This window comes from Rheinheimera sp. (assembly GCF_030690345.1).
GTDB lineage: Bacteria > Pseudomonadota > Gammaproteobacteria > Enterobacterales > Alteromonadaceae > Alishewanella.
Map to the genome: position 1 here is coordinate 300252 of NZ_JAUYGV010000009.1, position 24250 is coordinate 324501.

General features: G+C 50.5%; 19 protein-coding genes. 2 read left to right on the forward strand and 17 right to left on the reverse strand.

Annotated elements, in window-relative coordinates; genetic code table 11:
- Nucleotides 1–74 precede the first annotated feature (74 nt).
- From Q8O77_RS19660 to Q8O77_RS19695, 8 genes are all read right to left on the reverse strand, one after another.
- Nucleotides 75–2165 (reverse strand): glycoside hydrolase family 16 protein, encoded by a 2091-nt coding sequence (locus Q8O77_RS19660; protein ID WP_305557343.1) that lies wholly within the window; start codon nucleotides 2163–2165, stop codon nucleotides 75–77.
- 357 nt (nucleotides 2166–2522) lie between these two features.
- The gene (locus Q8O77_RS19665; protein ID WP_305557346.1) at nucleotides 2523–3080 is read right to left on the reverse strand and encodes a DNA-binding protein; all 558 of its coding nucleotides are present in this window, start codon (nucleotides 3078–3080) and stop codon (nucleotides 2523–2525) included.
- Complete coding sequence (locus Q8O77_RS19670) at nucleotides 3080–4225, reverse strand: helix-turn-helix domain-containing protein (RefSeq protein ID WP_305557348.1); 1146 nt, start codon at nucleotides 4223–4225, stop codon at nucleotides 3080–3082. Before Q8O77_RS19670 ends, Q8O77_RS19665 begins: the two co-directional genes overlap by 1 nt.
- A gap of 299 nt (nucleotides 4226–4524) precedes the next feature.
- Nucleotides 4525–5868, reverse strand: coding sequence for a hypothetical protein (locus Q8O77_RS19675; protein WP_305557351.1), 1344 nt, complete (start codon nucleotides 5866–5868; stop codon nucleotides 4525–4527).
- Nucleotides 5869–5995: 127 nt separating this feature from the next.
- Nucleotides 5996–6193, reverse strand: a complete 198-nt coding sequence (locus tag Q8O77_RS20125) for an addiction module protein (protein ID WP_371133520.1) — start codon at nucleotides 6191–6193, stop codon at nucleotides 5996–5998.
- 165 nt (nucleotides 6194–6358) lie between these two features.
- Nucleotides 6359–8188, reverse strand: a complete 1830-nt coding sequence (gene glmS / locus Q8O77_RS19685) for a glutamine--fructose-6-phosphate transaminase (isomerizing) (protein WP_305557356.1) — start codon at nucleotides 8186–8188, stop codon at nucleotides 6359–6361.
- A 56-nt stretch (nucleotides 8189–8244) separates the two neighbouring features.
- Nucleotides 8245–9012: a DeoR/GlpR family DNA-binding transcription regulator gene (locus Q8O77_RS19690; protein WP_305557359.1), complete on the reverse strand. Its 768-nt coding sequence runs from the start codon at nucleotides 9010–9012 to the stop codon at nucleotides 8245–8247.
- A gap of 59 nt (nucleotides 9013–9071) precedes the next feature.
- Complete coding sequence (locus Q8O77_RS19695) at nucleotides 9072–12902, reverse strand: sensor histidine kinase (RefSeq protein WP_305557362.1); 3831 nt, start codon at nucleotides 12900–12902, stop codon at nucleotides 9072–9074.
- Between the two features lie 293 nt (nucleotides 12903–13195).
- Here Q8O77_RS19695 and Q8O77_RS19700 point away from each other — a divergent pair, with 293 nt between their 5' ends.
- On the forward strand, nucleotides 13196–14977 hold the full coding sequence (locus Q8O77_RS19700; RefSeq protein WP_305557365.1) for a sulfite reductase flavoprotein subunit alpha: 1782 nt from the start codon (nucleotides 13196–13198) through the stop codon (nucleotides 14975–14977).
- Here Q8O77_RS19700 and Q8O77_RS19705 read toward each other — a convergent pair.
- A complete protein-coding gene (locus Q8O77_RS19705) occupies nucleotides 14974–15534 on the reverse strand; it encodes a DUF1439 domain-containing protein (protein WP_305557368.1) in 561 nt (186 codons plus the stop codon). The two genes, Q8O77_RS19700 and Q8O77_RS19705, sit on opposite strands and share 4 nt — an antisense overlap.
- Before the next feature lie 221 nt (nucleotides 15535–15755).
- Here Q8O77_RS19705 and Q8O77_RS19710 point away from each other — a divergent pair, with 221 nt between their 5' ends.
- Nucleotides 15756–16895 carry a dicarboxylate/amino acid:cation symporter gene (locus Q8O77_RS19710; protein WP_305557371.1) on the forward strand — a complete coding sequence of 380 codons (1140 nt, stop codon included), beginning with the start codon at nucleotides 15756–15758 and terminating at the stop codon, nucleotides 16893–16895.
- A gap of 170 nt (nucleotides 16896–17065) precedes the next feature.
- Here the strand turns inward: Q8O77_RS19710 and glmU are convergent, their stop codons facing one another.
- The 8 genes from glmU to atpE all read right to left on the reverse strand — a co-directional run bounded on the left by glmU (nucleotide 17066) and on the right by atpE (nucleotide 24219).
- On the reverse strand, nucleotides 17066–18430 hold the full coding sequence (gene glmU, locus Q8O77_RS19715; protein WP_305557374.1) for a bifunctional UDP-N-acetylglucosamine diphosphorylase/glucosamine-1-phosphate N-acetyltransferase GlmU: 1365 nt from the start codon (nucleotides 18428–18430) through the stop codon (nucleotides 17066–17068).
- A gap of 158 nt (nucleotides 18431–18588) precedes the next feature.
- Nucleotides 18589–19005 (reverse strand): F0F1 ATP synthase subunit epsilon, encoded by a 417-nt coding sequence (locus tag Q8O77_RS19720; protein ID WP_027670541.1) that lies wholly within the window; start codon nucleotides 19003–19005, stop codon nucleotides 18589–18591.
- A gap of 23 nt (nucleotides 19006–19028) precedes the next feature.
- Nucleotides 19029–20414, reverse strand: coding sequence for a F0F1 ATP synthase subunit beta (atpD, locus tag Q8O77_RS19725; protein WP_305557381.1), 1386 nt, complete (start codon nucleotides 20412–20414; stop codon nucleotides 19029–19031).
- A gap of 33 nt (nucleotides 20415–20447) precedes the next feature.
- Complete coding sequence (gene atpG, locus Q8O77_RS19730; protein WP_305557384.1) at nucleotides 20448–21311, reverse strand: F0F1 ATP synthase subunit gamma; 864 nt, start codon at nucleotides 21309–21311, stop codon at nucleotides 20448–20450.
- A 52-nt stretch (nucleotides 21312–21363) separates the two neighbouring features.
- Nucleotides 21364–22905 carry a F0F1 ATP synthase subunit alpha gene (atpA, locus tag Q8O77_RS19735; RefSeq protein ID WP_305557387.1) on the reverse strand — a complete coding sequence of 514 codons (1542 nt, stop codon included), beginning with the start codon at nucleotides 22903–22905 and terminating at the stop codon, nucleotides 21364–21366.
- Nucleotides 22906–22919: 14 nt separating this feature from the next.
- Nucleotides 22920–23453 carry a F0F1 ATP synthase subunit delta gene (gene atpH / locus Q8O77_RS19740; RefSeq protein WP_305557390.1) on the reverse strand — a complete coding sequence of 178 codons (534 nt, stop codon included), beginning with the start codon at nucleotides 23451–23453 and terminating at the stop codon, nucleotides 22920–22922.
- A gap of 12 nt (nucleotides 23454–23465) precedes the next feature.
- The gene (atpF, locus tag Q8O77_RS19745; protein WP_240224873.1) at nucleotides 23466–23936 is read right to left on the reverse strand and encodes a F0F1 ATP synthase subunit B; all 471 of its coding nucleotides are present in this window, start codon (nucleotides 23934–23936) and stop codon (nucleotides 23466–23468) included.
- 49 nt (nucleotides 23937–23985) lie between these two features.
- Complete coding sequence (atpE, locus tag Q8O77_RS19750; RefSeq protein WP_008985017.1) at nucleotides 23986–24219, reverse strand: F0F1 ATP synthase subunit C; 234 nt, start codon at nucleotides 24217–24219, stop codon at nucleotides 23986–23988.
- Nucleotides 24220–24250: the final 31 nt, after the last annotated feature.

Consider the following 24250-nt stretch of genomic DNA (forward strand, 5'->3'; position numbering starts at 1 on the left):
GCACAGTACTACTTATTGCTGCCTGTGCTGCGCCTGAACGGCCCGGCAAATCCTCCGGCTGAAATTCGTTATGTTTACAGTGCGGTGATCTTCGCGTTATCAATGCGATACACTGCGCCATTACCGGTATCCCAGGCCGGGAACACCATAATTACGTCGATAGCACTTATATCCAGCCCGGCATCAGCCAGTGATTGCAGGCTAAAGGTATAGGTCGCCCATTCACCTACCACCGGCTCAAGGCCGCCATTACCACTGCTCAGGTCAACTTCCACCGCAGAACTGGCGCCATTTGCTTCAATTTTGAATTTAAACACCGATGCCGGGTTAGCCGGCGCTGTGACCAGTTTCATGTCAAACTGCACCGCGCCTTCGCTAAGTAATAACGAGGCATCAAACTGGATTCCGGAGCCATCAACCGGTTTAAAACCCATAACCGTTGGTGTCGCACCAATAACAAACTGTGCTGTCAGGCCGTGATCGGCATCGTCCATTTCTTCGGTTGGCACTGTACCGCCGCAGCAATCCCACATCGGCCAATCAACGTTTGCTTGATCTTCAAACAGCACCAGAGAGGGCAAAGGTTGTGAAATTTCTACATTATCCAGCCGGTACACTGCACCGTTGCCGGTATCCCAGGCCGGAAAGACCATAAGTACATCGATAGCGCTAAGCTCCAGGCCGGCATCCGCCAGTGACTGCAAGCTAAAGGTGTAAGTAGCCCATTCGCCCACTACCGGCTCCAAACCTCCGTTACCAGTGCTCAGATCAACCTCTACAGCAGTTGACGCGCCACCGGACTCAATTTTGAATTTAAATACCGATGCCGGGTTAGCCGGAGCCGTAACCAGTTTCATATCAAAAGACACACTGCCGGTAGTCAGCATGGGGGAGGCATCAAACGGCGCCGGTGTACCGGCTTGCAGAGTATTAAAACCCATTACCGTAGGAGCAGCGCCAATAACGAACTCCATTACCGCGCCATGCTCTGCATCGTCGGTTTCAACCGTTGGTGTAGTACCACCACAGCAGTCCCACGCCGGCCATGCCGGATTTACTTCATCAGCAAAAATAGTCAGATTCTGCGCAACGCCTGAGGGCGCAACAGGAATAGGTGCGGCACCTATGCTTAGCGTCTCTTCATCTTTGTAACCCTGGCGCACAGTTTCGCAGCCTTTGCCGGTTTCCGGGTTAAGGCTGCATTGATACACGCGCACATAATCGATAATGTAGCTTTGTCCTTCAGCAAAAGCGGCGGCGTCGATACCGGTATTATTCACGTTAGACGGCCAGTTGCCGCCTACCGCCAGGTTCAGTAACAGGTGAAAGCGCTGATCAAATGGCGAAGCATCCCAATGGGTTTCCAGCTCACCAGTGGCGATATCAAAATATTCAGAAAACCAGCCGCGATGGATCAGGCCGGCTGCCTGATCTTTGTTGTTATAGCGTACTTCAGACGCCATCTGAGTTTGGAAAAGGTAACCGTCAACGTACCAGCGAATTTCACCTTCCTGCCATTCTATAGCGTAAGTGTGAAAGTCATCGGCCGGGTTGGCACCGTCCGGCAGGCTGTACTCTTTGCCGGTAGAACTGTTGTCCGGCCAATCGCGGCCATAATGTAAAGTACCGTGCACCCGCGCTTCTTCGTTGCCGTCGGCGTCCGCTACTTTCAGGTTCACCGCTTCCATAATGTCGATTTCACCCGACTTAGGCCAGCCCCCGTAAACTTCGTCGGTTGGCAGCATCCAGAATGCCGGCCATGAGCCTTGCCCTTGCGGTAACTTAGCGCGCATTTCAAAGCGGCCATATTTAAAATCGCCCTGCAGCTTCGTGTTTAACCGCGCAGAAGTGTATGGCAGAGGGGCGCCGTCTTCCGCCGGCAGCGCAACAATATTTAAGTTGCCATCTGCGACAAAAGAGTTATCCGCGCTGTCGGTATAACATTGCTGCTCGTTATTGCCGCCACCGGAGCAATTAATTTCATGTGTCCATTTGCTGTTATCAATACTGTCGCCATCAAATTCGTCAGACCAAACTAACTGCCAGTCTGACACCGGCTGTTCAATATCGACTGAGGCAAAGTCGGAGTTAGTGGTAGAGCTACCACCACAACCGGCAAGGCCTGCCGCCATAAGCAAGGCGGTAAACGTTGAAATCTGTTTCATTTTTATTATCATCCCCTGGGTCTTTGCTACCTGCTGACTGAAACGCCATACCATAAAGGTACCTGCAACATAAATGTAAGCGCTTACAAAAGGTAGATGATTAAAATTCAGCCGTCAATAGCCTGGCTATAAAAAGCCGAACCAAAGCAGGGCAAAATGTGTCAACTAAATTGCTTTTTCATTAAAATTCAAATAATAAGCATGCACCAATAAAAAAGGGCCCTCAGGCCCTTTGCTATGTTTTGGTGCAGGTTATTCTACCGTAACCGACTTCGCCAAATTACGTGGCTGGTCTGCGTATAAGCTGTTTTATAAAATTACAACTTTTAGGCTTTGTAATTGGCGCACAGCACCTTGTTATAACTGCGGTTCGCCAAATAAACGCTGATAGTCGGCTTTAAAGTTGGCGGGCAGGTCGGCAATATAGCGCCAGTAATCGCACAGGCCATTAATGGTTTTCATATCGGTATGGCCGCAATCTAACATGATCTTCAGCAGCTCAAGTGTCGGCATAACATCAGCGGCAAAAATGTGAGCCAGCGCGGTCATATCCTGATCATCTGTTACCACCGGCACGCCCAGTTCTAATGCATAAGCGATATACCAAACATCTACTCTGGACGGGCCGGGATGTTCAGTCAGCACATAATCCCAAATATAATCAAAGTTTTGTTGAATGGATGCCTTTTGCTTGCGGCTTATTTTAGGAAAGTGTTTACGGTTATCTGCAAATTCATCTTCTTCTACCCAGGGAAACTTGCTTTGCAGTTTACGGTTTTCAAGCTCCTGATTTAACTCGGGCAGAATGTACAAACAAAACTGGTTGGCACCGAAGGGTACAAACAATAAGGGCCGTATCGTTTTGGCTAACCTTAAGTAGGCGTTGGTATCAACCAGAATTTTTGCTTGTGGCATCAGGTTAGCTCTGAGTGGATACTCCGTGCGTCAAGTAATGGCATATCCAATACTGTTTGGACAAACCCCGGACCTTTGTTTTGCTGTTTCAGATACTTTCTGAGCATAGCAAAAAATGGCGTCTCAAAAGCAGCCTCGGTTTTAGCGATATATTCACGGGCACTGAGCTTACCTTGCTTATCCAGTTCAGCATCGCCGAATAAAGCATCACTCAGATTCTTATATTTTTTATTAAAGTTAGTAACAGCGCCGGGAAACGCTCTTTCGCTCAGTTCAATCTCCGGCTTATTCGTCGCAACAGCATACTTATTTACCTGCTTCATAACAGTGTAAGGCGAAATGGTTAAATCATCCGCTAAAGTAAGAACATGAGTTATTTTTGCTGCAGAGGAGGGCAGTGCAGTGATCGACACATAGGCCTGCTCTGCAAGTTCATGTGGGTATAACAGCGCGGCAGCAAAGGCGTCAGCAAAATCTTCAGCCTCGTCACCGTCTAAATTCGGTGACAGGCAGTGGCCCAGCTCATGCGCCATCCAAAACTTAAAGTCATGTATGTTGGTATCAAGGTTCAGATAAACCCAGGTCGTCTGCGAGTCTGGCAGGTAGATATGTACGGCATTTTCATGTCGCTGTTTATTACCCCACATTACCGGTACCACCACAGTTTGCAGCTCGGAAAACCGGCGTATCAGATGGGTAAAATCAACGCTATCTGTCGGGCCTAAATGAATATCTTCTCTTACCTTAGCGGTTACGCTACGCAGATAACCGTAATCGTTCTGCGGTGCCTTAAGCACCGGCGGCATTTCCAGCGTATCAAACGGCACATAAGGCACCAGATGACGCAAAAAGCGGCCGATGTCCTGTGCCTTTTCAATATGGTGCTCTTTGGTTTTAGTGCCCTTCATTTTTCTGAATGCCACTTTAGGCGCAAAAGGGTCTTGCTTGGTTACCAACTCGCTAAAAGACAGGTTTAACAACTTGCCAAATTGCAACAGCTTGTCTGGCCGCGGGAAAGACTTGGCTTTCAGCCACTGCGACACCGCTTCTTTAGACACACCAAGTCGCTCCGCCACAGCAGTTTGTGACAGACCAGCAGTTTGCATCGCCTTAACGGCGTTATCAGTATTGAGTATTTTTTGCATGCACGAATTGTAAGCCAGCGTCAAGTTTTGTCAAGTTTAAAGCCGCTAATCCAAGCACAATTTCTTCGTTACAGAACTGTTCGTTAGCTCAACCCCAAAACGTCCAAGCCGCAGTGAGCTCTCTCAGGCATAGACTTCGTTAGCGTCCAAGGACTTTAAGTCAGATCTTCTTACAACGATACTAGGACTCTGCTACAGGCAAAAAGCAAGACTTGCCCCTGAGGGATAGCGCCGCTGGAAATTGTTGATATCTGGCTGGGTAACTGGAAGGTGACAAAACTGACCGAGCATTATACCAATCACTTTTTGTTTGATGACAACGTTTCAATTAACAAATCCAGTAACTTCGTATCCTGCTCTTTATGCCCACTTACATCATGAAATATCTTTGATATCAGTTGTAGTTTTGCTTGCTGTCTTAATTTTTCTCGTTCGAAGGCTGACAATTCATCAACCCCCTCCGAAGCTATCCACATATCCTTGGCGATAATCGACGCTTTTATAAACTTCATTCGGTCGGAGTTTATTTTAATTGCTTGATTAATCATGAAGTAAGCAAAGCCAAAACACATCGATATTATCAGCGATATACCGACTGTTAGAGGAATTCTGCTTATCAGGATATCCAACATATTCTGGTCCTTTGGATAATCAAGGAAATCCAATCCTCTATCAATCGTGATGCATACAGAATAGGTAAGTAAGTAAAGTACAATGAAGGATATAAAAATATAAATGTTTGATTGAGATTTACCTTCTGCATTAAAACCAGACAACTCATTATCAAAAAGGCTCTTTTGTTGAGATAACTCAGTAATTTCCTGCTTCAAAGTGGAGACGGATTTTTCTAAACCAGTAATAGTAGACTTGTTTAAATCTATGCTTTCATTCATTGAAATGTTTTGTTTTTCCGCTTTATCAACTTCACTTTTTACTTCTTGAAGTAATTTGTCCTGCTCTCCTCTTTCTTTTACAAGGGCAGAAATTTGTGAGTCCAAGACTGATACTTTGCCTTCCTTCTCTTCTATTTGCCCTTGCAAATAATTCAAGGTTTTATCTAACTCCTCCGACTCTTTCTTTAAAGTGGAAATCCTACCTTGAACTAATTCAACATCGCGCCTCAGTTTATTTTCTTCAGAAACCATCAAATTAATTCTGGCTTTTGTCGATTCTTCTTTTTTAACCAAAGAATAAATATTGTTAACCTTATCTGAAAGCGGTGTTAGTACTATTTCTCGGACTTCAGACCTTACTGGAAAAGCAATTCCTATCACGGAGGCTTCCATTTTATATGTGCTTAAATGCTTATCTCCCTCCTCACTGCTATATGTTGGAATAACTTCTTTTAATGCGCCTGTAGGGAAAATAAGAAAAATTTTCCCATGCTGATGAGATAGTACATCTATTGAAAAAACAGCATAAATTTTATTAAAAACAACTAAATTATGTGACGTTTCCAAATTATAAATATTAGAGAAATCATCAATTTGTATAAATTTTCTAATCGCATTTTTTAAACGTTCAAAATCTTTTTTACCCTGTTCGCTCGTTCGATCAAGTGTAGCTAACAGCCCTCTTTTAACAGACTTATAAGCGATATCTAAATTACTAAGAGCATCTGTAGTCTTGATCTTAATTTCCATACTTCGATTTGCCTTACTATCATTCCCTTGCTATGGCTTTAAACTAAGCCAATCGCAGTAAAAAAACAAAGCAATTTTTTGTACTGCGGTAAGTTAAAAGGAACGAGGGCATTCTCGTGGAAAACAATCAGAGTGATAGCTTAGCCTTGATATCATGCCACGACAAACCCGCAACATAATCAGCTTCAATTTCGTCCACACCCTGCTCGGGCAGCGCCTGCCATTGCTGCCCGACATCGGAACCATGCTGTGGGTCGAGGCTGGTTATCAGCTCATGCGCCAGTTTTGCCCGCTCGTCTGCATTCAGGCTTTTTCTGCTTGCCAGTACTTGCTCGAACTAAGGTTGTCATTTTCTGCCGCCTTAATGCTTTGGAATTTTGATTGTAGCAGTTTGGTAAGTTCAGCCAAGCTGGCAAAACGACAATAAAAAAGGCCATCACAGTAGCTGTTGATGGCCTTGGCATTTTTAGTGCAACTTTATTGTAGCGGCTTACTCCACTGTAACTGACTTCGCCAAATTACGTGGCTGGTCTACGTCGGTACCTTTGATAATGGCGACGTAGTAGCTTAGTAACTGCAGTGGCAGGGTGTAGACGATAGGCGCGAGGATGTCGGCGACGTGCGGTACGTTGATGACCCGCATAGTGGCGTCGGACTGGAACTTAGCATCGGCGTCGGCGAATACATACAGAATACCACCACGGGCGCGTACTTCTTCGACGTTGGATTTCAGCTTTTCCAGCAGATCGTTGTTTGGCGCTACCACGATAATTGGCATTTGGGCGTCAATCAGCGCCAGCGGGCCGTGTTTTAACTCGCCGGCGGCGTAGGCTTCAGCGTGAATGTAAGAGATTTCTTTGAGCTTTAACGCGCCTTCCATTGCGATAGGGTACTGATCGCCACGGCCTAAAAACAGTGCGTGGTGTTTATCGGCAAACTCTTCCGCCAGGGCTTCAATTTGTGGCGCCAGCGTAAGGGCTTGCTCCAGTTTACCCGGTAAGCTTTTCAGCGCTTCGGTTAACTCGCGCTGCTGCGCGCCAGTTAAGCCGTTATATTTACCAATTGCCAGGGTTAACATGGCCAAGCCTACCAACTGTGTGGTAAAGGCTTTGGTGGAAGCCACGCCGATTTCGGCGCCAGCGCGGGTCATAAAGGCTAAGTCTGATTCGCGCACCAGTGATGAACCGGCCACGTTACAAATAGTTAAACTGCCTAAGTAACCGGCGTCTTTTGCCAGACGCAGTGCCGCTAAGGTGTCGGCGGTTTCGCCGGACTGAGAAATACTGACCAACAGGCTGCCCGGCTGCACAAAGGATTTGCGGTAACGAAATTCAGAGGCAATTTCAACGTTACAGGAAATGCCGCCCAACGATTCTAACCAGTAGCGCGCCACCATACCGGAGTGATAACTGGTGCCACAGGCCACAATTTGTACGTGTTTTACTTTTTTGAATAGCTCAGCTGCGCCGTTACCGAAGGTTTCGTCCAGTACGGAATCACTGCTTAAACGGCCTTCCAGCGTTTTGTTGATGGCGTTTGGCTGCTCGTAAATTTCTTTTAGCATAAAGTGGCGGTACTGGCCTTTGTCGCCGGCGTCGTAACTTACGTTAGACTCGTGCACTTCGCGCTCAACGGCGTTGCCGTTAGTATCAAAAATACTGACGCTGTGGCGGGTAATTTCAGCCACATCGCCTTCTTCAAGGAAGATAAAGCGCCGGGTAACCGGCAGCAGCGCCAGCTGATCAGAGGCGATAAAGTTCTCACCAATACCCAGGCCGATTACCAACGGGCTGCCGGAGCGGGCCACTACAACACGGCTGCTATCAGTTTTATCCAGTAATACCGTGCCGTAAGCACCGTGCAGTTGCTTAACCGATTTTTGTACTGCTGCCAGCAAGGAGCCGGCGCTTTTCAGCTCTTCTTCGACTAAATGCGCGATAACTTCGGTGTCGGTATCAGAGGTGAACACATAACCTTTGGCTTTTAACGCATCACGCAGCGGGCTGTGGTTTTCGATAATGCCGTTGTGCACCACAGTAATATTGCTCGATACATGCGGGTGGGCGTTGCGCTCGCTCGGCTCGCCATGGGTAGCCCAGCGGGTGTGAGCAATACCGGTGCCGCCGCTCACCGGCTTTTCGGCAACAGCATCGGCCAGCTCTTTTACTTTGCCTAAACGGCGCAGCCTGGTTAACTCGCCGGCTTCGGTAACCACTGCCACACCGGCCGAATCATAACCACGGTACTCGAGGCGACGCAGGCCTTCTACCAGAATATCCACTACATCACGTTGCGCTACGGCGCCAACTATTCCACACATAATTATTCTCCGAAAATCTTTACTATTATGATGTTACGTTAAAATGTGGCAGTGAATCAGGCCTGAACCCGAATCACCTTCACACCCTGTTGTTCAATTTGTTTGGCGTCGGCTACCGATAAGCCTTCATCGGTGATCAGCACTTTGACCATAGCCCAGGGTAATTCCAGGTTATGAATTTTACGCCCCAGCTTGTCGGACTCCAGCATCACAATGACTTCGCGCGCCACTTCCGCCATCACCCGACTTAAGCTGTATAACTCGTTGTAGGTGGTGGTGCCGCGGGCGAGGTCGATACCATCGGCGCCGATAAACAGCTGGTCAAAATCATAGTTGCGCAGCATTTGTTCGGCTAACTGGCCCTGAAACGCTTCAGATTGCGGATCCCAGGTGCCGCCGGTCATCAGCAGGGTGGGCTCGTTCTCCAACTCACGTAGCGCATTGGCAATCGCCAGTGAGTTGGTCATAACCACCAGGCCACGCTTGCCGGCCAATTCCGGCAATAAGGCGGCGGTAGTACGGCCACTGTCGATAATAATGCGGTAGTGATCTTTAATCAGCCCGGCGGCGGCTTTGGCAATGGCCAGCTTTCGCTTTGAAACCTTCTCTAAACTGGAATCACTGACAAAATCCTGCGGCACCGGTACGGCACCGCCGTAGCGGCGCAACAGTAAACCGGCCTGCTCCAACACGGTTAAGTCTTTGCGAATGGTTACTTCCGACGTATTGAACTGCACAGCCAGCTGCTCTACCGACAGTTCGCCCTGTTGCTGCAGTTGGCTGACAATTAAATGCCGGCGTTGTTGGGTATTGCGTTTATTCATTTCTTTCGCTTAAGTTTCGAAACGAAAGATATTTTAGCGGCATTTAAATTTTTTGCAAGCTATGCCGGTGTTTTACCAGCCGGCACCACGCCGGGTAAGCGAATTACGTAATGCAACCCGGATCCCGGCGGGCTGCTGACATCAATTTGCCCTTTTAACCGTACCGTAACCAGGTTGTAGACGATATGAGTGCCAAGGCCGGTGCCGCCCTGATGGCGTTTGGTGGTGAAAAACGGGTCGAACAAGCGCTGCAGGTTGGCGGCGTCGAGGCCACAACCATTGTCGCTGTAGTGCCAATGTAAGTCGGTTTGCTCCGCTTGCAGCTGCAGATATATTTGCGGCTCTGCGACATCGGTAAGGCCATGCAGCAAGCTGTTCATTACCAGGTTAGTTAAAATTTGCGCAATAGCACCGGGATCGGTATGCAGTTTCAGCTGCTCCGGCGCTTTGAGCGAGACACTGCAGCCGTATTTTTTTAATTGCGGTTGCAATGACAGCAGCACATCGCGTAAATAGCTAACCAATTCTATATCGCGCACACTGTCGTTCGATTGGTCGACTGAAATCTGCTTAAAGCTTTGCACTAAATCGGCGGCCCGCCGGGTATTGCTTTGTAAAATGCGCAAGCCGTCACTGAAATGCAGCAAAAAGCGTTCAAACAGGCTTTTTTGCATGCCACCCTGCTGATAGTTGGCCTTTAGCAGGTTAAGTTCAGTTTCCAGGTGGCTGGCAGCAGTAACACAGATACCCAGCGGGGTATTAATTTCATGCGCCACCCCGGCAACCAAACTGCCCAAAGAGGCCATTTTTTCCTGCGTGACCAGCTGCTTCTGTGTCGCCTGCAACCGGGTGTAAGAGTCAGCATTGGCCAGCGCGATCGCAATATAGCTGGCCAGAATACGTAACAAGGCGATTTGCGATTGGCTGTATGCATAAGGCCGCGGGCTTTGTACCGATAACACCCCGACCGGCTTATTCCCCACTGCCAGCGGGAAATACAGTACCGATTCCATCCGCTCGCCATACAGCGGCTCCGGCAAACGCGGTATATAGTGCAGAAAATCCGGCCGCTGCATTACCAACAGCTCCTGCTGCCGGCTAAAGCACACCACCGGCAAGGCGTCACTGCAATTCAGGCTGATATCGAACACCGGCGCCAGGCTGTTGTTTTCCATCCAGAACACAAATTCCAATTTATGCTCCTGCTCGCGGTACAAGCCAATGATCAGCACATGGGCGTCGAGCATGCGGCTTAAATGCTGATGACAGCGCCGCAATACCTGGTCAGTGTCCAGCGAGGCGGTAATTTCGCGCCCCAGTTGCTGCAACAGCGTCATATCCTGATATGACAACTGCAACGCCTGATGCTTTTCTTCCAGCTCAGCAGTGCGTTCAGCGACCTGTTGCTTCAGCAGCAGACGGATGGCCCGTTCACAGCGAATGCGGTGTGCCAGCCACCAGCCTAATGCCAGCAATACACTGAGCACCGTCAGCAAGCGGAACCACCAACTCATCCACCACGGCGGTAATACCGTTACCGGCAAGCTGATTTCATGCTGCCACAAGCCCTGCGGTAAGCGGCTGGCTAACAAAAATTGATAACTGCCCGGCGGTAGCCGCGTGTAGGTGGCGACTTTATTGCCGGCACCGGTTTGCAACCAGTCGCGGTCAAAGCCCTGCAGGCGGTAGCGGTATTGCCGCAAGTGCGGTTGGACAAAGTCGGGCGCAGCAAAGTGCAGGCTAAACATGTCCTGGCGGTAGTTCAGGCTGAGCTGCGGCAGATAAGGCAGGGCAACCGGCAGTATGTCGTGGTTCACGCCGGCCGGTGTTACCGGCTGATTAAACAAGCTAAGCCCGGTAAATTGCACCCTTACCGGCTCTGTGGTGCCACTTAGCCGGCCGGGTTGGTAATAGTCCAACCCCTGGCGGCCGCCACGAAACAACCAGCCCTGCGCTAACGCCCAGGCGCCAATCCAGGTGGTACTTTGCAAACCATGCGCTTCACCCAGTTCCAGATAACCTTCGCCCTGCGGCAACAGGTAGTTACGGTACAGCATACGAAAATCATTGGCACTGCGGTAGGCGTTATCGTCATCGGCACTGCTGCGGTAGGCTTTAAAGCCGCTGACACGGGCTGGTGTCGTCGTGTCGCGCAGCAGGCGGTGATCCACATTGCCGGCGCGCACCCACAGTTGGCGGTTTTGCTGGTACAGCAACTGAATGCCGTTAAATAATAAACCGTGGCTGCTGCCGGTATGCTGCTGCCAATAATCAATGCCGGCGCCGGATAACCGCACCAGACCTTTGTCGGTGGAGCCCAGCCAGATAGCACCGAGATGATCTTCTGTTATAGCGGTAATCGCATCAAACGGCAGTTGGTACTGCGCTACGCTGGCTAAAGGGTGATAATGCGCCAGCAAACGGCGGTCTGCGCCGAGCAAAAACACACCGTCGCCGCGGCTCCCCAGCCACAGCTGTTGTTCAGAATCCTGATAGATAACGCTGATATGCGGCTGGCGATCTGTGCTCAGCAGGGGCAGGCGTTGCCAATGTTGCTGCGCCGGTGCCAGCAGAAACAAGCCCTGATCAGTGCCCACCCACAGCCGGCCATTGCTATCCTGCTTTACGGCCCGAGCCAGGGTTGGCGAGTTCAGCGGTAACTCTGGTAAGGCTAAATGCTGCTGCAAGCGGTGTGTTATGGCATTAAACCACAGCACGCCCCCCTGGCGGTTTGCCAGCCACACCTGCTCCGGCGATACAATATCGATACCAAAGATGTCGGCAGCAGGCAGTAGAGCGCTGTTGTTTGCCAGATGCGGCAAAGTACGCACTTCGCGACCAAAACGGCTTAAGCCGCTAAAGCCGGCCTGACTTAACAGCCACAACGTGCCCTGGCGGTCAAACAGCAGCCGGCTCAGGTTATTGTCGGCCAGGCTGAACGCCAGCTGTGGCTGGCGGGCAAAATGCTGCCACTGTTCGCTGTGCGCCGGCCGGTGCCACAAGCCAAGACCATAAGTTGCCAGCCAGATGCCGCCCTGGCTGTCAAACTGCAGATCGGCAACCTGAGCCTGCTGAAACAGCACCGGTTGCGCCACCGCTACTACACTGTCATCCGGATTAACTTGTGCAATACCACCGCCATAAGTAGCCAACCAAATAGTATTGTCGCTGCCGGCCTGAATACGGCTAACAGAATCGGCCGGTAATGCCGAATTAGCACTGTGATAGCCGCGTAGCTGACCGCTTTGCGGCTGCCAACTGATTAAGCCGCCGGTATGCTCTGTTGCCGTACGTAAGGGGGCATTGCCGCTACCCAGCCACAGCCGGCCATCGGGCGCCAGATAAATATCATTAATGTACCGGCTGCTGACACCGTCAACCTGTGCCGGCAGCTCTACCCGCTGTATACTATTGCTGTCGGCCTGCCACTGAAACACGCCCTCACCATAGCTGCCCAGCCAGATAATACCGTTGCTGTCCTGGTGTAACGCCGAAATTTCCACCGTGCCGCTGTCAGACTGTAATAGCGGCAGCGACAGGCGGCTAAACCGCTGGGTTACCGGGTCATACAGGTTTAAGCCGCCGTAACGGGTGCCTATCCATAAGCGGCCATCGGCGGCAACCAGCAGGGACGACACCCAATCTGCCGATAAACTGCCGGCATCATCGGGGGCGGCCCGAAACACCTGCACGTTATCGCCATCAAACCGGTATAAGCCATGTTGGGTGCCCAGCCAGAGAAAACCGGCCTTGTCCTGAGCAATAGCCGTGGCCAGAGGTGAAATATTGTGTCGGGCAGAAAGGTGAATAAAGCGGCTATACACAGAAGCAACCGGCTCCGGTGCCACGGCAGATACCGCAGCAGCGGCAGCATGCAACGGCGCTGACAAAACAATCAGCCATATCAGCAGCGCTAAGCAGCTCCTTGCAGTGTTCACATCACACCCGCATCCGGTTCGTCCATCATTGAAGTATTGCCGCAAATGTTAACAGCCGCAAGGTGGCGACAAACAGCAAAAGATTAATGAGAACCATTTGCATTTGATAATTATTCGTATTATAGTCTTAACCGTTCACGGACGAACGTTGTTCCGGCCCCGGATGGGCTTCTCTGGTCGTTGTTTTACTTGTCTTGCACATTAAGGGGTGGGTTTTGCCACCCCTGTTTTTTCTCTGAGGCTTTATGTTACAGCGCTGGCAAAATACGTTGGAATGGCTCAATGCAGCGCTACTGATACTACTACCGCTTTACAGCTACACTTTGCCAACCGCTGCGCCGCTCAACACTTTACTGCTGCTTTATTTACCCGCTGCGGCAGCGCTGGTTGCGACATGGCGGCTAAAAACCGGTTGCCGCCCACTGCCATCGCTGTCTGGTGCCGCCTGGCTGGAGCAACATTTATTGCTGGCGTTGCTGCTTACCCTGCTGTATTGGCTTTACTTACCTCTGGCTCCGTTTAGCACCCGGGATGCGCAGTTACTCTGGCTGAGCAACCAACTGGTGATAGCCGGCTTAATACTGCGTTTATATTGGGTTTACCGCACAACCCGCGTCAATACACCTGATACCGCCGACACGCAAAGCTGGTTAGTTGGCTATGCCAGCCAATCCGGTATGGCGCAGCAGCTGGCCCAACGCAGTGCGCAGCAACTGCGCCAGGCCGGCTTTCAGGTAGCCCTGGCGGGGTTGGATCAACTGACACAACAACAATTACAGCAACACCAAAAGGCGCTGTTTGTCGTCAGCACCTATGGTGAAGGCGAGCCGCCGGATAATGCCAGCCGGTTTTATCAACTGGCGCAGCAATGGCAGCAATCGTTAGGTCAATTGCAATATGCGGTATTGGCGCTGGGTGATCGCAGCTATCAACAATTTTGCGGCTTTGGCCACTGGCTGGATCAATGGCTGCACAGCCGTGAAGCCAAAGCACTGCAGCCGGTGCTGGAACTCGACAGCACTGAGCGCCAGCCGCAAGCCTTGTCGCAGTGGCAACAGCTGCTCAGCAGTCTTACCTTACAGGCGCCGGTTGAACCGGACGAATCGCTTTGGTTTAACGCAGGTCTGAGCAGCCGTTATATTGCCAACCCGGCCAGTAGCGGTTTGCCTTGCTATGTCGTTAAACTGCAGGCGCCCACCTCACTGCAGTGGCGGGCCGGTGATTTGCTTGAAGTGCAACCGGAAAACAGTAAATGCAGCGTGGCGTTGTGGCTGACCAAGCACCTGATTAACGGCTGCCAGGCAGTGTATTATCAAGACCGCCACGTACCCTTGTGTTGGGCCCTGGCCGAGCTACAACTGGACAAGGTGCAACCACCGGCAACCGGCGAGCCTTTAGCCGGCTGGTTAGCGGCGCAGCCTAAGCTGCCGCTGCGTAGCTATTCTATAGCGTCGATACCGGAAGAAGGGCAATTAATGCTGTTGGTGCGCCAGGTGCAGCAAGCAAACGGCAGTTTAGGTATCGGCTCCGGCTGGCTAACGGCCTGGGCCATGGAGCAGCAACCGCTGCAGTTGCGACTGCGCCGCCACAGTTCGTTTTACTTACCGGCGGACAACCCACCGGTTATTTTTATTGCCAACGGCACCGGCATTGCCGGCATTCGCGCCTTATTGGCGCAACGGGTAAAGCGCGGGCATAAACAAAACTGGTTGTTATTTGGTGAACGGCGCCAACATACCGATTTTTTCTTCGCCAAAGATATCCGCCAGTGGCAACAACAAGGCTTTATCACGCACTGTGATCTGGCGTTTTCACAAGATCAGCCGGACAAATACTATGTGCAACATGCCCTGGCAGCACAGCGCGACCGGTTGCAACAATGGCTGGCGCAGGGCGCGGCTATCTATGTTTGCGGTAGCCTGCAAGGCATGGGCAGCGCCGTGCATCAGGTATTAACCGATATCGTAGGTGAAAACGAGCTAAACCGGTTACGCTTGCAAGGGCGCTACCGGCGCGACTTGTACTAGTTTTTACCCGGCGTAAAGCTGATACGGCCGCTTTGTACCGCCATATTCAGCGGCACTGCCGTGAGCAATTTCACCGTAGGGTTAGCTGTATCTAAGCGGTACACCGGATTCGCAGCTAAAAAGCTGTTTACCAGTTTTAGTAACTCATTGCTTACCGGTGCCAGATTGCCGCGATAGCCGGAGGCTTCAATCGTTGAATCCAACAGCTTTACCGAGCGCAAATACACGGCTTTTTCGCTGCCATCATAGTAGGGCACGCCTTCCACCTGCAGCTGCAAACTGGCCGGGTAACTTAAACCAAATAACGATAAAGCGGCACTGGCCGACGTATTCAACCGCACTAAATCTGAATTATCCGGGCCTATCTCTACCTGCATGCTGTTAACCTGCATTTTCAACGGAATGCCGGCAACCGTTGCCTGCTGTGTCAGCTTAGATACCTGGCCACGTAATAATTGTTCAACGTCGGCCTCACTGACGGTATAAGCCGACATTTGCTGCAATTGGCTGCAACTTACCAGCAAGGTTAACCACGCAAGAGCTATGAGTTTTTTCATCTGTTTATCAGCCTTATTAACACATTGTTATGTTTAAACTAGTTGCTACCAACACCCAGTGTAACCAAATAGCGGACGATAGTATGCGTTTGCTGACTTTTAGCTGAATTAGCCTATGCTCCACGTGAAACACAGCCGACCAGCAAAGCGCAGCCAGCATAAACAACTTATGGTATGCTCAGTCTCCCCGGGGGACTTTCACACTATAACGAGAAACAACTATGGCTTTAATTATTAAACTGATTGCCGGCATAGTGCTGGGCATTTTATGCGGCCTGTACGCACCACATTGGCTGACTCAGCTACTGCTAACCTTTAAAGCACTGTTTGGCCAGCTGCTGTTCTTTATTATTCCGCTGCTGATTTTATTCTTTATTACCAGCGGTATCGCCGCCTTGCCACGTAACTCGGGCAAACTACTGGGCCGTACTTTGGGCATTGCCTATCTGTCGACTATTGTTGCCGGTGTGCTGGCCTTTGTGGTCGCCGCTATAATAGTACCGATGCTAACCACTGCCGTCGCTGCGGCGCCAGTGGCCAACGGTGTCAGCCTGACACCCTTTGTCGAAATGAACATTCCACCGGTATTCAGCGTGATGACAGCCCTGACACTGGCCTTTGTGTTTGGCCTTGGCATAGCGGCAACGCAGGCGCAGCAACTCAAGCAGATGTCGGATCAAGGCCGTGATATTATTCAGCTGGTACTGAGCAAAATCATTATTCCGCTGTTACCGCTGTATATCGCCGGTGTATTCGCGCAAATGGCGGCTGCCGGTACGGTATTCGGCACACTGAAAACCTTTGGCGTAGTGCTGATCCTGGCCGTGGTGCTGCACTGGGTATGGATTATCACGCTGTATAGCATTGCCGGTATTAAAGCCGGCCGCTCGCCGTTTGCGTTAATTAAAAACATGCTGCCGGCCTATTTTACGGCATTGGGCACCATGTCCAGCGCTGCCACTATTCCGGTATCGCTGCAGGCCACTAAAGCCAACGGTGTAAAGCCGCATGTCGCCGATTTTACCGTGCCACTGTGCGCTACCATCCATTTATCCGGCTCTACTATTACCATCGTTAGCTGCGCGGTAGCAGTAATGGCAATGCAAAACGGTCTTGAGATCCCATCCCTGCTAACCATGCTGCCGTTTATTTTTATGCTCGGTGTGGTAATGCTGGCCGCGCCCGGCGTACCCGGTGGTGCTGTAATGTCGGCCGTTGGTCTGCTGGGCTCCATGCTGGGTTTTGGCGAAGCCGCCGTAGCCCTGATGATAGCGCTGTATATGGCACAAGACAGCTTTGGTACCGCCTGTAATGTTACCGGCGATGGTGCTATTGCGGTGCTGGTGGATAAGGCAGAGTAAGCAGTATCAGATTGCGCAGGTTGGAATCCCGATTTGGGCGTCACAGAGTGTTTGAGCCCTGCCGCAGGCATAAGGGCGAGTTGCTGTGACGAGCCAAAGCGGGAGTTGCAACCGAAGCCCCGTAGTATTACTGATATAAAACAGCCCGCAAATGCGGGCTGTTTTTTAGCTCACTTTTTAATTTTTACCGGCCGTTGCCAATCAGCAATATGCCGCTGCTTAGCACGCGCCACCACTAATTCGCCATCGGCAGCATCGCGGGTTAATACTGAACCGGCACCGACAGTAGCATTAACGCCAACGGTAACCGGCGCAACTAACGCACTGTTCGAGCCGATAAAGGCGCCGTCTTTAATGGTGGTGACAAACTTATTCGCACCATCATAATTACAGGTGATGGTACCGGCACCGACATTAACCTTTGCACCAATCACCGCATCGCCAAGGTAAGTTAAATGGTTGGCTTTAGAGCCTTTACCCAGGGTGGTTTTTTTCATTTCAACAAAGTTACCGACATGACTGTCATCCAGCATCACGCTGTCCGGCCGCAGACGGGCATAAGGACCAACCGAGCAATCGCTGCCGACTGTAGCCTTTTCAATCATTGAATTGGGTTTAATTTGTGTGTTATCGCCGATAACACAGTCTTTTAATATACAGTTGGCGCCGACTGTTACGCCTTTACCCAGCACTACTTTGCCTTCAAAAATCACGTTTATGTCGATCATCACATCATTGCCGACTTCTACCGAGCCACGAATATCAAGTCGGGCAGGGTCGCGCAAATTAGCACCAGAGAGCATCAACTCTTCGGCTTTACGCAGCTGATAGGCGCGCTCCAACGCCGCCAGTTGCACGCGGTTATTAGCGCCTTCTACTTCCATCGGGTTTTGCGGTTGCGCGGTGGCAATCTCTACGCCTTCGCTATGCGCCATAGCGATAATATCGGTTAAGTAATACTCGCCCTGAGCATTGCTGTTCGACAGCCGGCCCAGCCAGCTTTTTAACTGTTTGCCGGGTAGCGCCATAATACCGCTGTTTACCTCAGCTATTTTCAGCTGCTCCGGCGTAGCGTCTTTTTGCTCAACAATGCCGGTTACCTTACCGTTTTGCCGCACTATACGGCCATAGCCGGTGGGGTTGGCTAAGTTGACTGTTAAAATCGCCAGGCCATTGGCCGGTTTAACTGCCAGCAATTGCTGCAGGGTTTCTAAACGGGTTAACGGTACATCGCCATATAACACCAGCACAGTGTCATCATCAGCAATATTCGGTATTGCCTGCGCTACCGCATGGCCGGTGCCCAGTTGCTCGGCTTGCAGCACCCAGTGCAAACTTTGCTCCGCCATGGCGGCTTTTAATGCCTCTGCGCCATAGCCATATACCAACTGTGGTTTAGCCGCACCCAAGGCGCGGGCAGTATCGATAACATGCTGCACCATCGGCCGCTCTGCCACTTTGTGTAATACCTTGGGTAAATCTGATTTCATCCGTGTGCCTTTACCGGCAGCCAGAATCACTACATTTAATGCCATAAAAGAATCCCTGTAATCATGCTTGTCATCGATAGTGGCGTTATTCTAATAGATAACGCCACAGAATACAGGGCCAGGGTGAAGTTTTGCTGAACCTCCAAAGCAAAACCAACAAAAAAGCCACCCTAAGGTGGCTTTTTATACTTCGGAACCCGAACTTATTTTTTACGCATTTTTTGAATAATGCGCAGCTGTGCAATGGCCTCGGCCAGTTGCGCGGCAGCTTCAGCATAGTTGAAGTCTGCGCCAGCGTGTTGCATCGCTTCTTCGGCACGTTTTTGTGCGTCTAAAGCGGCTTGCTCGTCTAAGTCTTCGCCGCGTACCGCAACATCGGCCAGTACGGTGATGGTATCGGGTTGTACTTCAAGTACACCACCGGCTACGTAAATCACGTGCTCTTCGCCAAATTGTTTCACGATACGGACCATGCCAGGTTTCAGGGTGGTCAGTAACGGGGCGTGAAAAGGTAAAATACCTAACTCGCCCTCACTGCCTGTGACCTGCACGGATTCGACAAGGCCGGAGAAGATTTTTTCTTCGGCACTTACTACATCCAGTTGCACTGTCATCGCCATCTCCGCTCTCCTAAAGCCTGAACTTACAGTTTCTTCGCTTTTTCGATCGCTTCGTCGATAGAACCAACCATGTAGAACGCTTGCTCCGGCATATGGTCGAACTCGCCTTCCAGGATGCCTTTAAAGCCACGGATAGTTTCTTTCAGCGGTACGTATTTACCTGGTGAGCCGGTGAATACTTCAGCAACGAAGAATGGCTGTGACAGGAAACGCTGAATTTTACGCGCCCGGTATACGGTAGTGCGGTCTTCATCAGACAGCTCGTCCATACCCAGGATTGCAATGATGTCTTTCAGCTCTTTGTAACGCTGCAGAACTGATTGCACACCGCGCGCCACTTCATAATGCTCTTTACCGATAACCAGTGGATCTAACTGACGGGAAGTTGAATCCAGTGGGTCGATTGCCGGGTAAATACCCAGTGAAGCAATGTTACGGCTCAGTACTACGGTCGCATCTAAGTGCGAGAACGTGGTAGCTGGTGACGGGTCCGTTAAGTCATCCGCAGGTACGTATACGGCCTGGATTGACGTGATAGAACCGGTCTTGGTAGAAGTGATACGCTCTTGCAGCGCGCCCATCTCTTCTGCCAGCGTTGGCTGGTAACCTACCGCTGATGGCATACGGCCCAGAAGTGCAGACACTTCAGTACCGGCCAGGGTATAACGGTAAATGTTATCAACGAAGAACAGTACGTCACGGCCTTCATCACGGAATTTTTCCGCCATGGTTAAGCCGGTTAACGCTACGCGCAGACGGTTGCCTGGTGGCTCGTTCATCTGACCGTACACTAACGATACTTTATCCAGTACGTTAGAGTCTTTCATCTCGTGATAGAAGTCGTTACCTTCACGCGTACGCTCACCTACACCGGCAAATACTGAATAGCCGCTGTGCTCGATAGCGATGTTACGGATCAGTTCCATCATGTTTACGGTTTTACCTACACCGGCACCACCGAACAGACCAACTTTACCGCCTTTAGCAAACGGGCATACCAGGTCGATAACCTTGATACCGGTTTCCAGCAGGGCGTTAGACGCGGCCTGATCTTCGTAGCTTGGCGCGGCACGGTGAATAGGCATACGCTCTTCTTCACCGATTGGGCCTGCTTCGTCGATTGGCTCGCCCAATACGTTCATAATACGACCCAGTGTGGCTTTACCCACCGGAACGTGAATTGCTTTACCGGTGTTGGTCACGGCAGCGCCGCGACGTAAACCGTCTGTTGTACCTAACGCGATAGTACGCACTGTACCGCCACCCAGCTGCTGCTGCACTTCCAGCACTAAACCAGCCAGATCACCGTCAGTCACGTTTAACGCGTCATAGATACCAGGTACCGCATCTTGTGGAAAATCGATATCCACAACGGCGCCAATGATTTGGACGACCTTACCTTGACTCATGATGTTTCCTCAAATTTCTCAAAACTGTTTACCTTAGCCTACAGCTGCCGCACCTGCGACGATCTCGCTAAGCTCCTGGGTAATCGCGGCCTGACGTGCTTTGTTGTACACCAGCTTCAGGTCGTCCATCAGGTTACCGGCGTTGTCGGTTGCAGCCTTCATCGCTACCATCCGCGCCGCGTGCTCACTGGCAGAGTTTTCTACCACGCCCTGATACACTTGCGATTCAACGAAGCGGTCTAACAACATATCGATGATAGGTTGTGGATCCGGCTCGTACAGGTAATCCCAGTTATGTGCTTTTTGCGCAATATCTGCTTTTGGCAAAGGTAAGAGTTGATCGATCACTGGCTCTTGCTTCATGGTGTTGACAAACTTGTTGTACACCAGGAATAAGCGGTCAATCCGGCCTTCGTTAAATGCTTGCAGCATTACTTGAACCGAACCAATCACATCAGCCAAACGTGGTACGTCACCTGAACCCGCCTGTTGTGCTACTACCTTACCACCGAAACGCTTGAAAAAGGCCGTTGCTTTATTGCCGATAACAGCAAACTGCGCATCTACACCTTTGTCTTTCCAGCTTTTCAGCTCAAGGGCAACTTTCTTAAACTCGTTGGTATTCAGGCCACCGCAAAGACCACGATCAGTAGAAATGACAATATAGCCAACCCGTTTTACCTCACGCTCCGCTAAATACGGATGGCGGTATTCCAGGCTGCCATTGGCAACGTTACCGATCACTTTGCGCATACCTTCAGCGTATGGGCGTGTTGCAGCTACACGGTCTTGCGCTTTGCGCATTTTGCTGACCGCAACCTTTTCCATAGCACTGGTGATCTTGCGAGTATTATTAATACTCCCGATCTTACTTTTTATCTCTTTACCACCGGCCATGACTGTATCTCCGTTTCATTCAACGAATGGGGTGGCAAGCCACCCGCATTGCTTACCAGGTCTGCGTTGCCTTGAATTTATCAATGGCAGCTTTGAACGTAGACTCGATTTGGTCGTTGTAGTTACCGGTTTTATCGATATCAGCCATCAGCGCAGCGTGTTCAGCTTTCATAAAAGCGATTAAGCCGGCTTCAAAATCAAGGATTTTGGCCACTTCAACATCTTTCATAAAGCCTTTTTCGATAGCGAAAATAGACACACCCATTTCGGCAACGCTCATTGGGCTGTACTGCAGCTGTTTCATCAGCTCAGTTACCTTCTGACCGTGCTCTAACTGAGCGCGGGTTGCTTCGTCAAGATCAGAGGCGAACTGCGCGAACGCAGCCAGCTCTGAGTACTGGGCTAATGCCAGACGAATACCACCACCTAATTTCTTGATGATCTTGGTTTGTGCTGCACCACCTACCCGCGATACCGAAATACCGGCGTTAACCGCAGGACGGATACCGGCGTTGAATAAGTCAGTTTCTAAGAAGATCTGACCATCAGTAATCGAAATTACGTTAGTAGGTACGAACGCAGATACGTCACCGGCCTGGGTTTCAATAATAGGCAGCGCGGTTAAAGAACCGGTTTTGCCTGTTACTTCGCCGTTAGTTAACCGTGCTACGTAGTCAGCATTAACGCGAGATGCGCGCTCCAGCAGACGTGAGTGCAAATAGAATACATCGCCAGGGTAAGCTTCACGGCCCGGTGGACGGCGTAACAGTAACGAGATTTGACGGTAAGCAACAGCTTGCTTAGACAAGTCATCGTATACAATCAGCGCATCTTCACCGCGGTCACGGAAGTATTCGCCCATGGTACAGCCAGAATATGGCGCCAGGAACTGCAGTGCCGCCGCTTCAGACGCTGAGGCCACTACCACGATAGTGTGGGCCAGGGCGCCGTGCTCTTCCAGCTTACGTACTACGTTAGCGATGGTAGAAGCTTTCTGACCAATAGCAACATAGATACATTTAACGCCGGTGCCTTTCTGGTTGATGATGGCATCAATTGCCAGCGCCGTTTTACCGGTCTGACGGTCACCGATCAGCAACTCACGCTGACCACGGCCGATAGGGATCATCGCATCAACCGACTTATAACCGGTCTGCATTGGCTGATCTACCGATTGACGGTCGATAACGCCTGGGGCGATTTTTTCTACCGGCTCAAAGCCAGCGGCTTCAATCGGACCTTTACCGTCTATAGGTGCACCTAAGGTGTTAACCACACGACCTAATAACGCCGGGCCAACCGGAACTTCTAAGATACGGCCGGTGCTTTTTACTTTAGTGCCTTCGGTTAAGTCCGCGTACGGGCCCATAACTACAGCACCAACTGAGTTGCGCTCTAAGTTAAGCGCGATAGCGTAGCGATTGCCAGGAAGCTCAATCATCTCGCCCTGCATACAATCTGCAAGGCCATTGATACGAATAATACCGTCTGTTACCTGAACGATAGTACCTTCGTTACGAGCTTCACTGACCACTTCAAACTGAGCAATACGACTTTTGATCAGTTCTGATATTTCAGTGGAATTCAGTTGCATTCTCTGTTCCCCAATTACGACTGCAGCGCAGTTGCTAAACGATCCAGCTTACCGCGGATCGAGCCATCAATTACCATGTCACCTGCTTTGATCAGCATGCCGCCAACCACTGCAGGATCTTCGCTACAGTTCAATTTAACTTTGCGTGCCAAACGTTGCGATAATGCCGTGGCCAGCTTGTCTTGTTGTGCTTTGGAAAGCTTGGTAGCAGAAACCACAGTAACGTCGATTTCCTTTTCAAACTCTGCTTTAAGCCCAACATAGGCAGCTAACACTTCAGGCAACGCCAACAAGCGATGATTTTCTGCCATCACTTTAATAAAGTTCTGGCCGTGCTCATTGAGTTGCTCACCACATACCTGAATAAACAGACCGGCCTGCTTGTCAGCAGCACCGTTGGCGCCTATATAAGCGCCAACCTGGTCATGCTTTGCTACTTCTGCAGCAAAGGCCAACATCTGCAGCCAGGCGTCCAGTGCGTTTTGCTCTACAGCAAAATCAAAGGCCGCTTTGGCGTAAGGACGAGCAATATTAGTCAAATCAGACATAGCTCATCCTCATTACAGTTCTTGAACCAGTTTTTCCAGAATGTCGCTGTGAGCAGCTTCATCAATAGAACGTTGCAGAATTTTCTCTGCGCCGGCTACCGCTAATGCAGCAACTTGTTTGCGCAGCTCTTCACGTAAACGATTACGTTCCGCTTCCAATTCTGCTCTGCCAATTGCCAGAATGTTTTCACGTTCAGCGTTGGCTTTGTGCACGGCTTCATCCAGCATCTTGGCTTCGCGTTTTTTCGCTTGCTCAATAATGTCGGCTGCTTGTGCTTTAGCGTCTTTTAACTGATCTTTGGCTTTGTCCTGCGCTAATGCCAGGTCTTTTTCTGCCCGATCAGAGGCCGCTAAACCGTCAGCAATTTTTTTCTGGCGCGCTTCGATCGCATTGATCAGCGGCGGCCATACAAATTTCATACAGAACAGCACGAACACCGCAAATGCGATTAATTCGCCGATCAGAGTGGCGTTTAAATTCACGACCGCTCCTCCTTAGTTAACAGTTGTTCGGAATAACACAAACCTTCAATTACATTGCGAACAACATGTACATGGCGATACCAACGCCAATCATCGCAACGGCATCGATCAGACCTGCCAGGATGAACATTTTAACTTGCAGTGAAGGGGCCAGTTCCGGTTGACGCGCACAAGCTTCTAAGAATTTACCGCCCATGTTACCGAAACCCAGTGCAGTACCGATAGCACCGAAACCGATTAACAAAGCAACTGCGATTAATTTAAGACCTAATACTAGTTCCATTTTTCTCTCCGATATTTCAATAGTTAAAGTT

What these genes read in the sequence shown, in the direction of transcription:
- Q8O77_RS19705 (WP_305557368.1), bottom strand. Translation starts at nt 15,534, where the DNA reads ATGAAAAAACTCATAGCTCTTGCGTGGTTAACCTTGCTGGTAAGTTGC.
- Q8O77_RS19710 (WP_305557371.1), top strand. Translation starts at nt 15,756, where the DNA reads ATGGCTTTAATTATTAAACTGATTGCCGGCATAGTGCTGGGCATTTTA.
- glmU (WP_305557374.1), bottom strand. Translation starts at nt 18,430, where the DNA reads ATGGCATTAAATGTAGTGATTCTGGCTGCCGGTAAAGGCACACGGATG.
- atpH (WP_305557390.1), bottom strand. Translation starts at nt 23,453, where the DNA reads ATGTCTGATTTGACTAATATTGCTCGTCCTTACGCCAAAGCGGCCTTT.
- Q8O77_RS19690 (WP_305557359.1), bottom strand. Translation starts at nt 9,012, where the DNA reads ATGAATAAACGCAATACCCAACAACGCCGGCATTTAATTGTCAGCCAA.
- atpA (WP_305557387.1), bottom strand. Translation starts at nt 22,905, where the DNA reads ATGCAACTGAATTCCACTGAAATATCAGAACTGATCAAAAGTCGTATT.
- atpE (WP_008985017.1), bottom strand. Translation starts at nt 24,219, where the DNA reads ATGGAACTAGTATTAGGTCTTAAATTAATCGCAGTTGCTTTGTTAATC.
- Q8O77_RS19670 (WP_305557348.1), bottom strand. Translation starts at nt 4,225, where the DNA reads ATGCAAAAAATACTCAATACTGATAACGCCGTTAAGGCGATGCAAACT.
- atpG (WP_305557384.1), bottom strand. Translation starts at nt 21,311, where the DNA reads ATGGCCGGTGGTAAAGAGATAAAAAGTAAGATCGGGAGTATTAATAAT.
- atpD (WP_305557381.1), bottom strand. Translation starts at nt 20,414, where the DNA reads ATGAGTCAAGGTAAGGTCGTCCAAATCATTGGCGCCGTTGTGGATATC.
- Q8O77_RS19700 (WP_305557365.1), top strand. Translation starts at nt 13,196, where the DNA reads ATGTTACAGCGCTGGCAAAATACGTTGGAATGGCTCAATGCAGCGCTA.
- Q8O77_RS19660 (WP_305557343.1), bottom strand. Translation starts at nt 2,165, where the DNA reads ATGAAACAGATTTCAACGTTTACCGCCTTGCTTATGGCGGCAGGCCTT.
- glmS (WP_305557356.1), bottom strand. Translation starts at nt 8,188, where the DNA reads ATGTGTGGAATAGTTGGCGCCGTAGCGCAACGTGATGTAGTGGATATT.
- Q8O77_RS19720 (WP_027670541.1), bottom strand. Translation starts at nt 19,005, where the DNA reads ATGGCGATGACAGTGCAACTGGATGTAGTAAGTGCCGAAGAAAAAATC.
- Q8O77_RS19675 (WP_305557351.1), bottom strand. Translation starts at nt 5,868, where the DNA reads ATGGAAATTAAGATCAAGACTACAGATGCTCTTAGTAATTTAGATATC.
- Q8O77_RS19665 (WP_305557346.1), bottom strand. Translation starts at nt 3,080, where the DNA reads ATGCCACAAGCAAAAATTCTGGTTGATACCAACGCCTACTTAAGGTTA.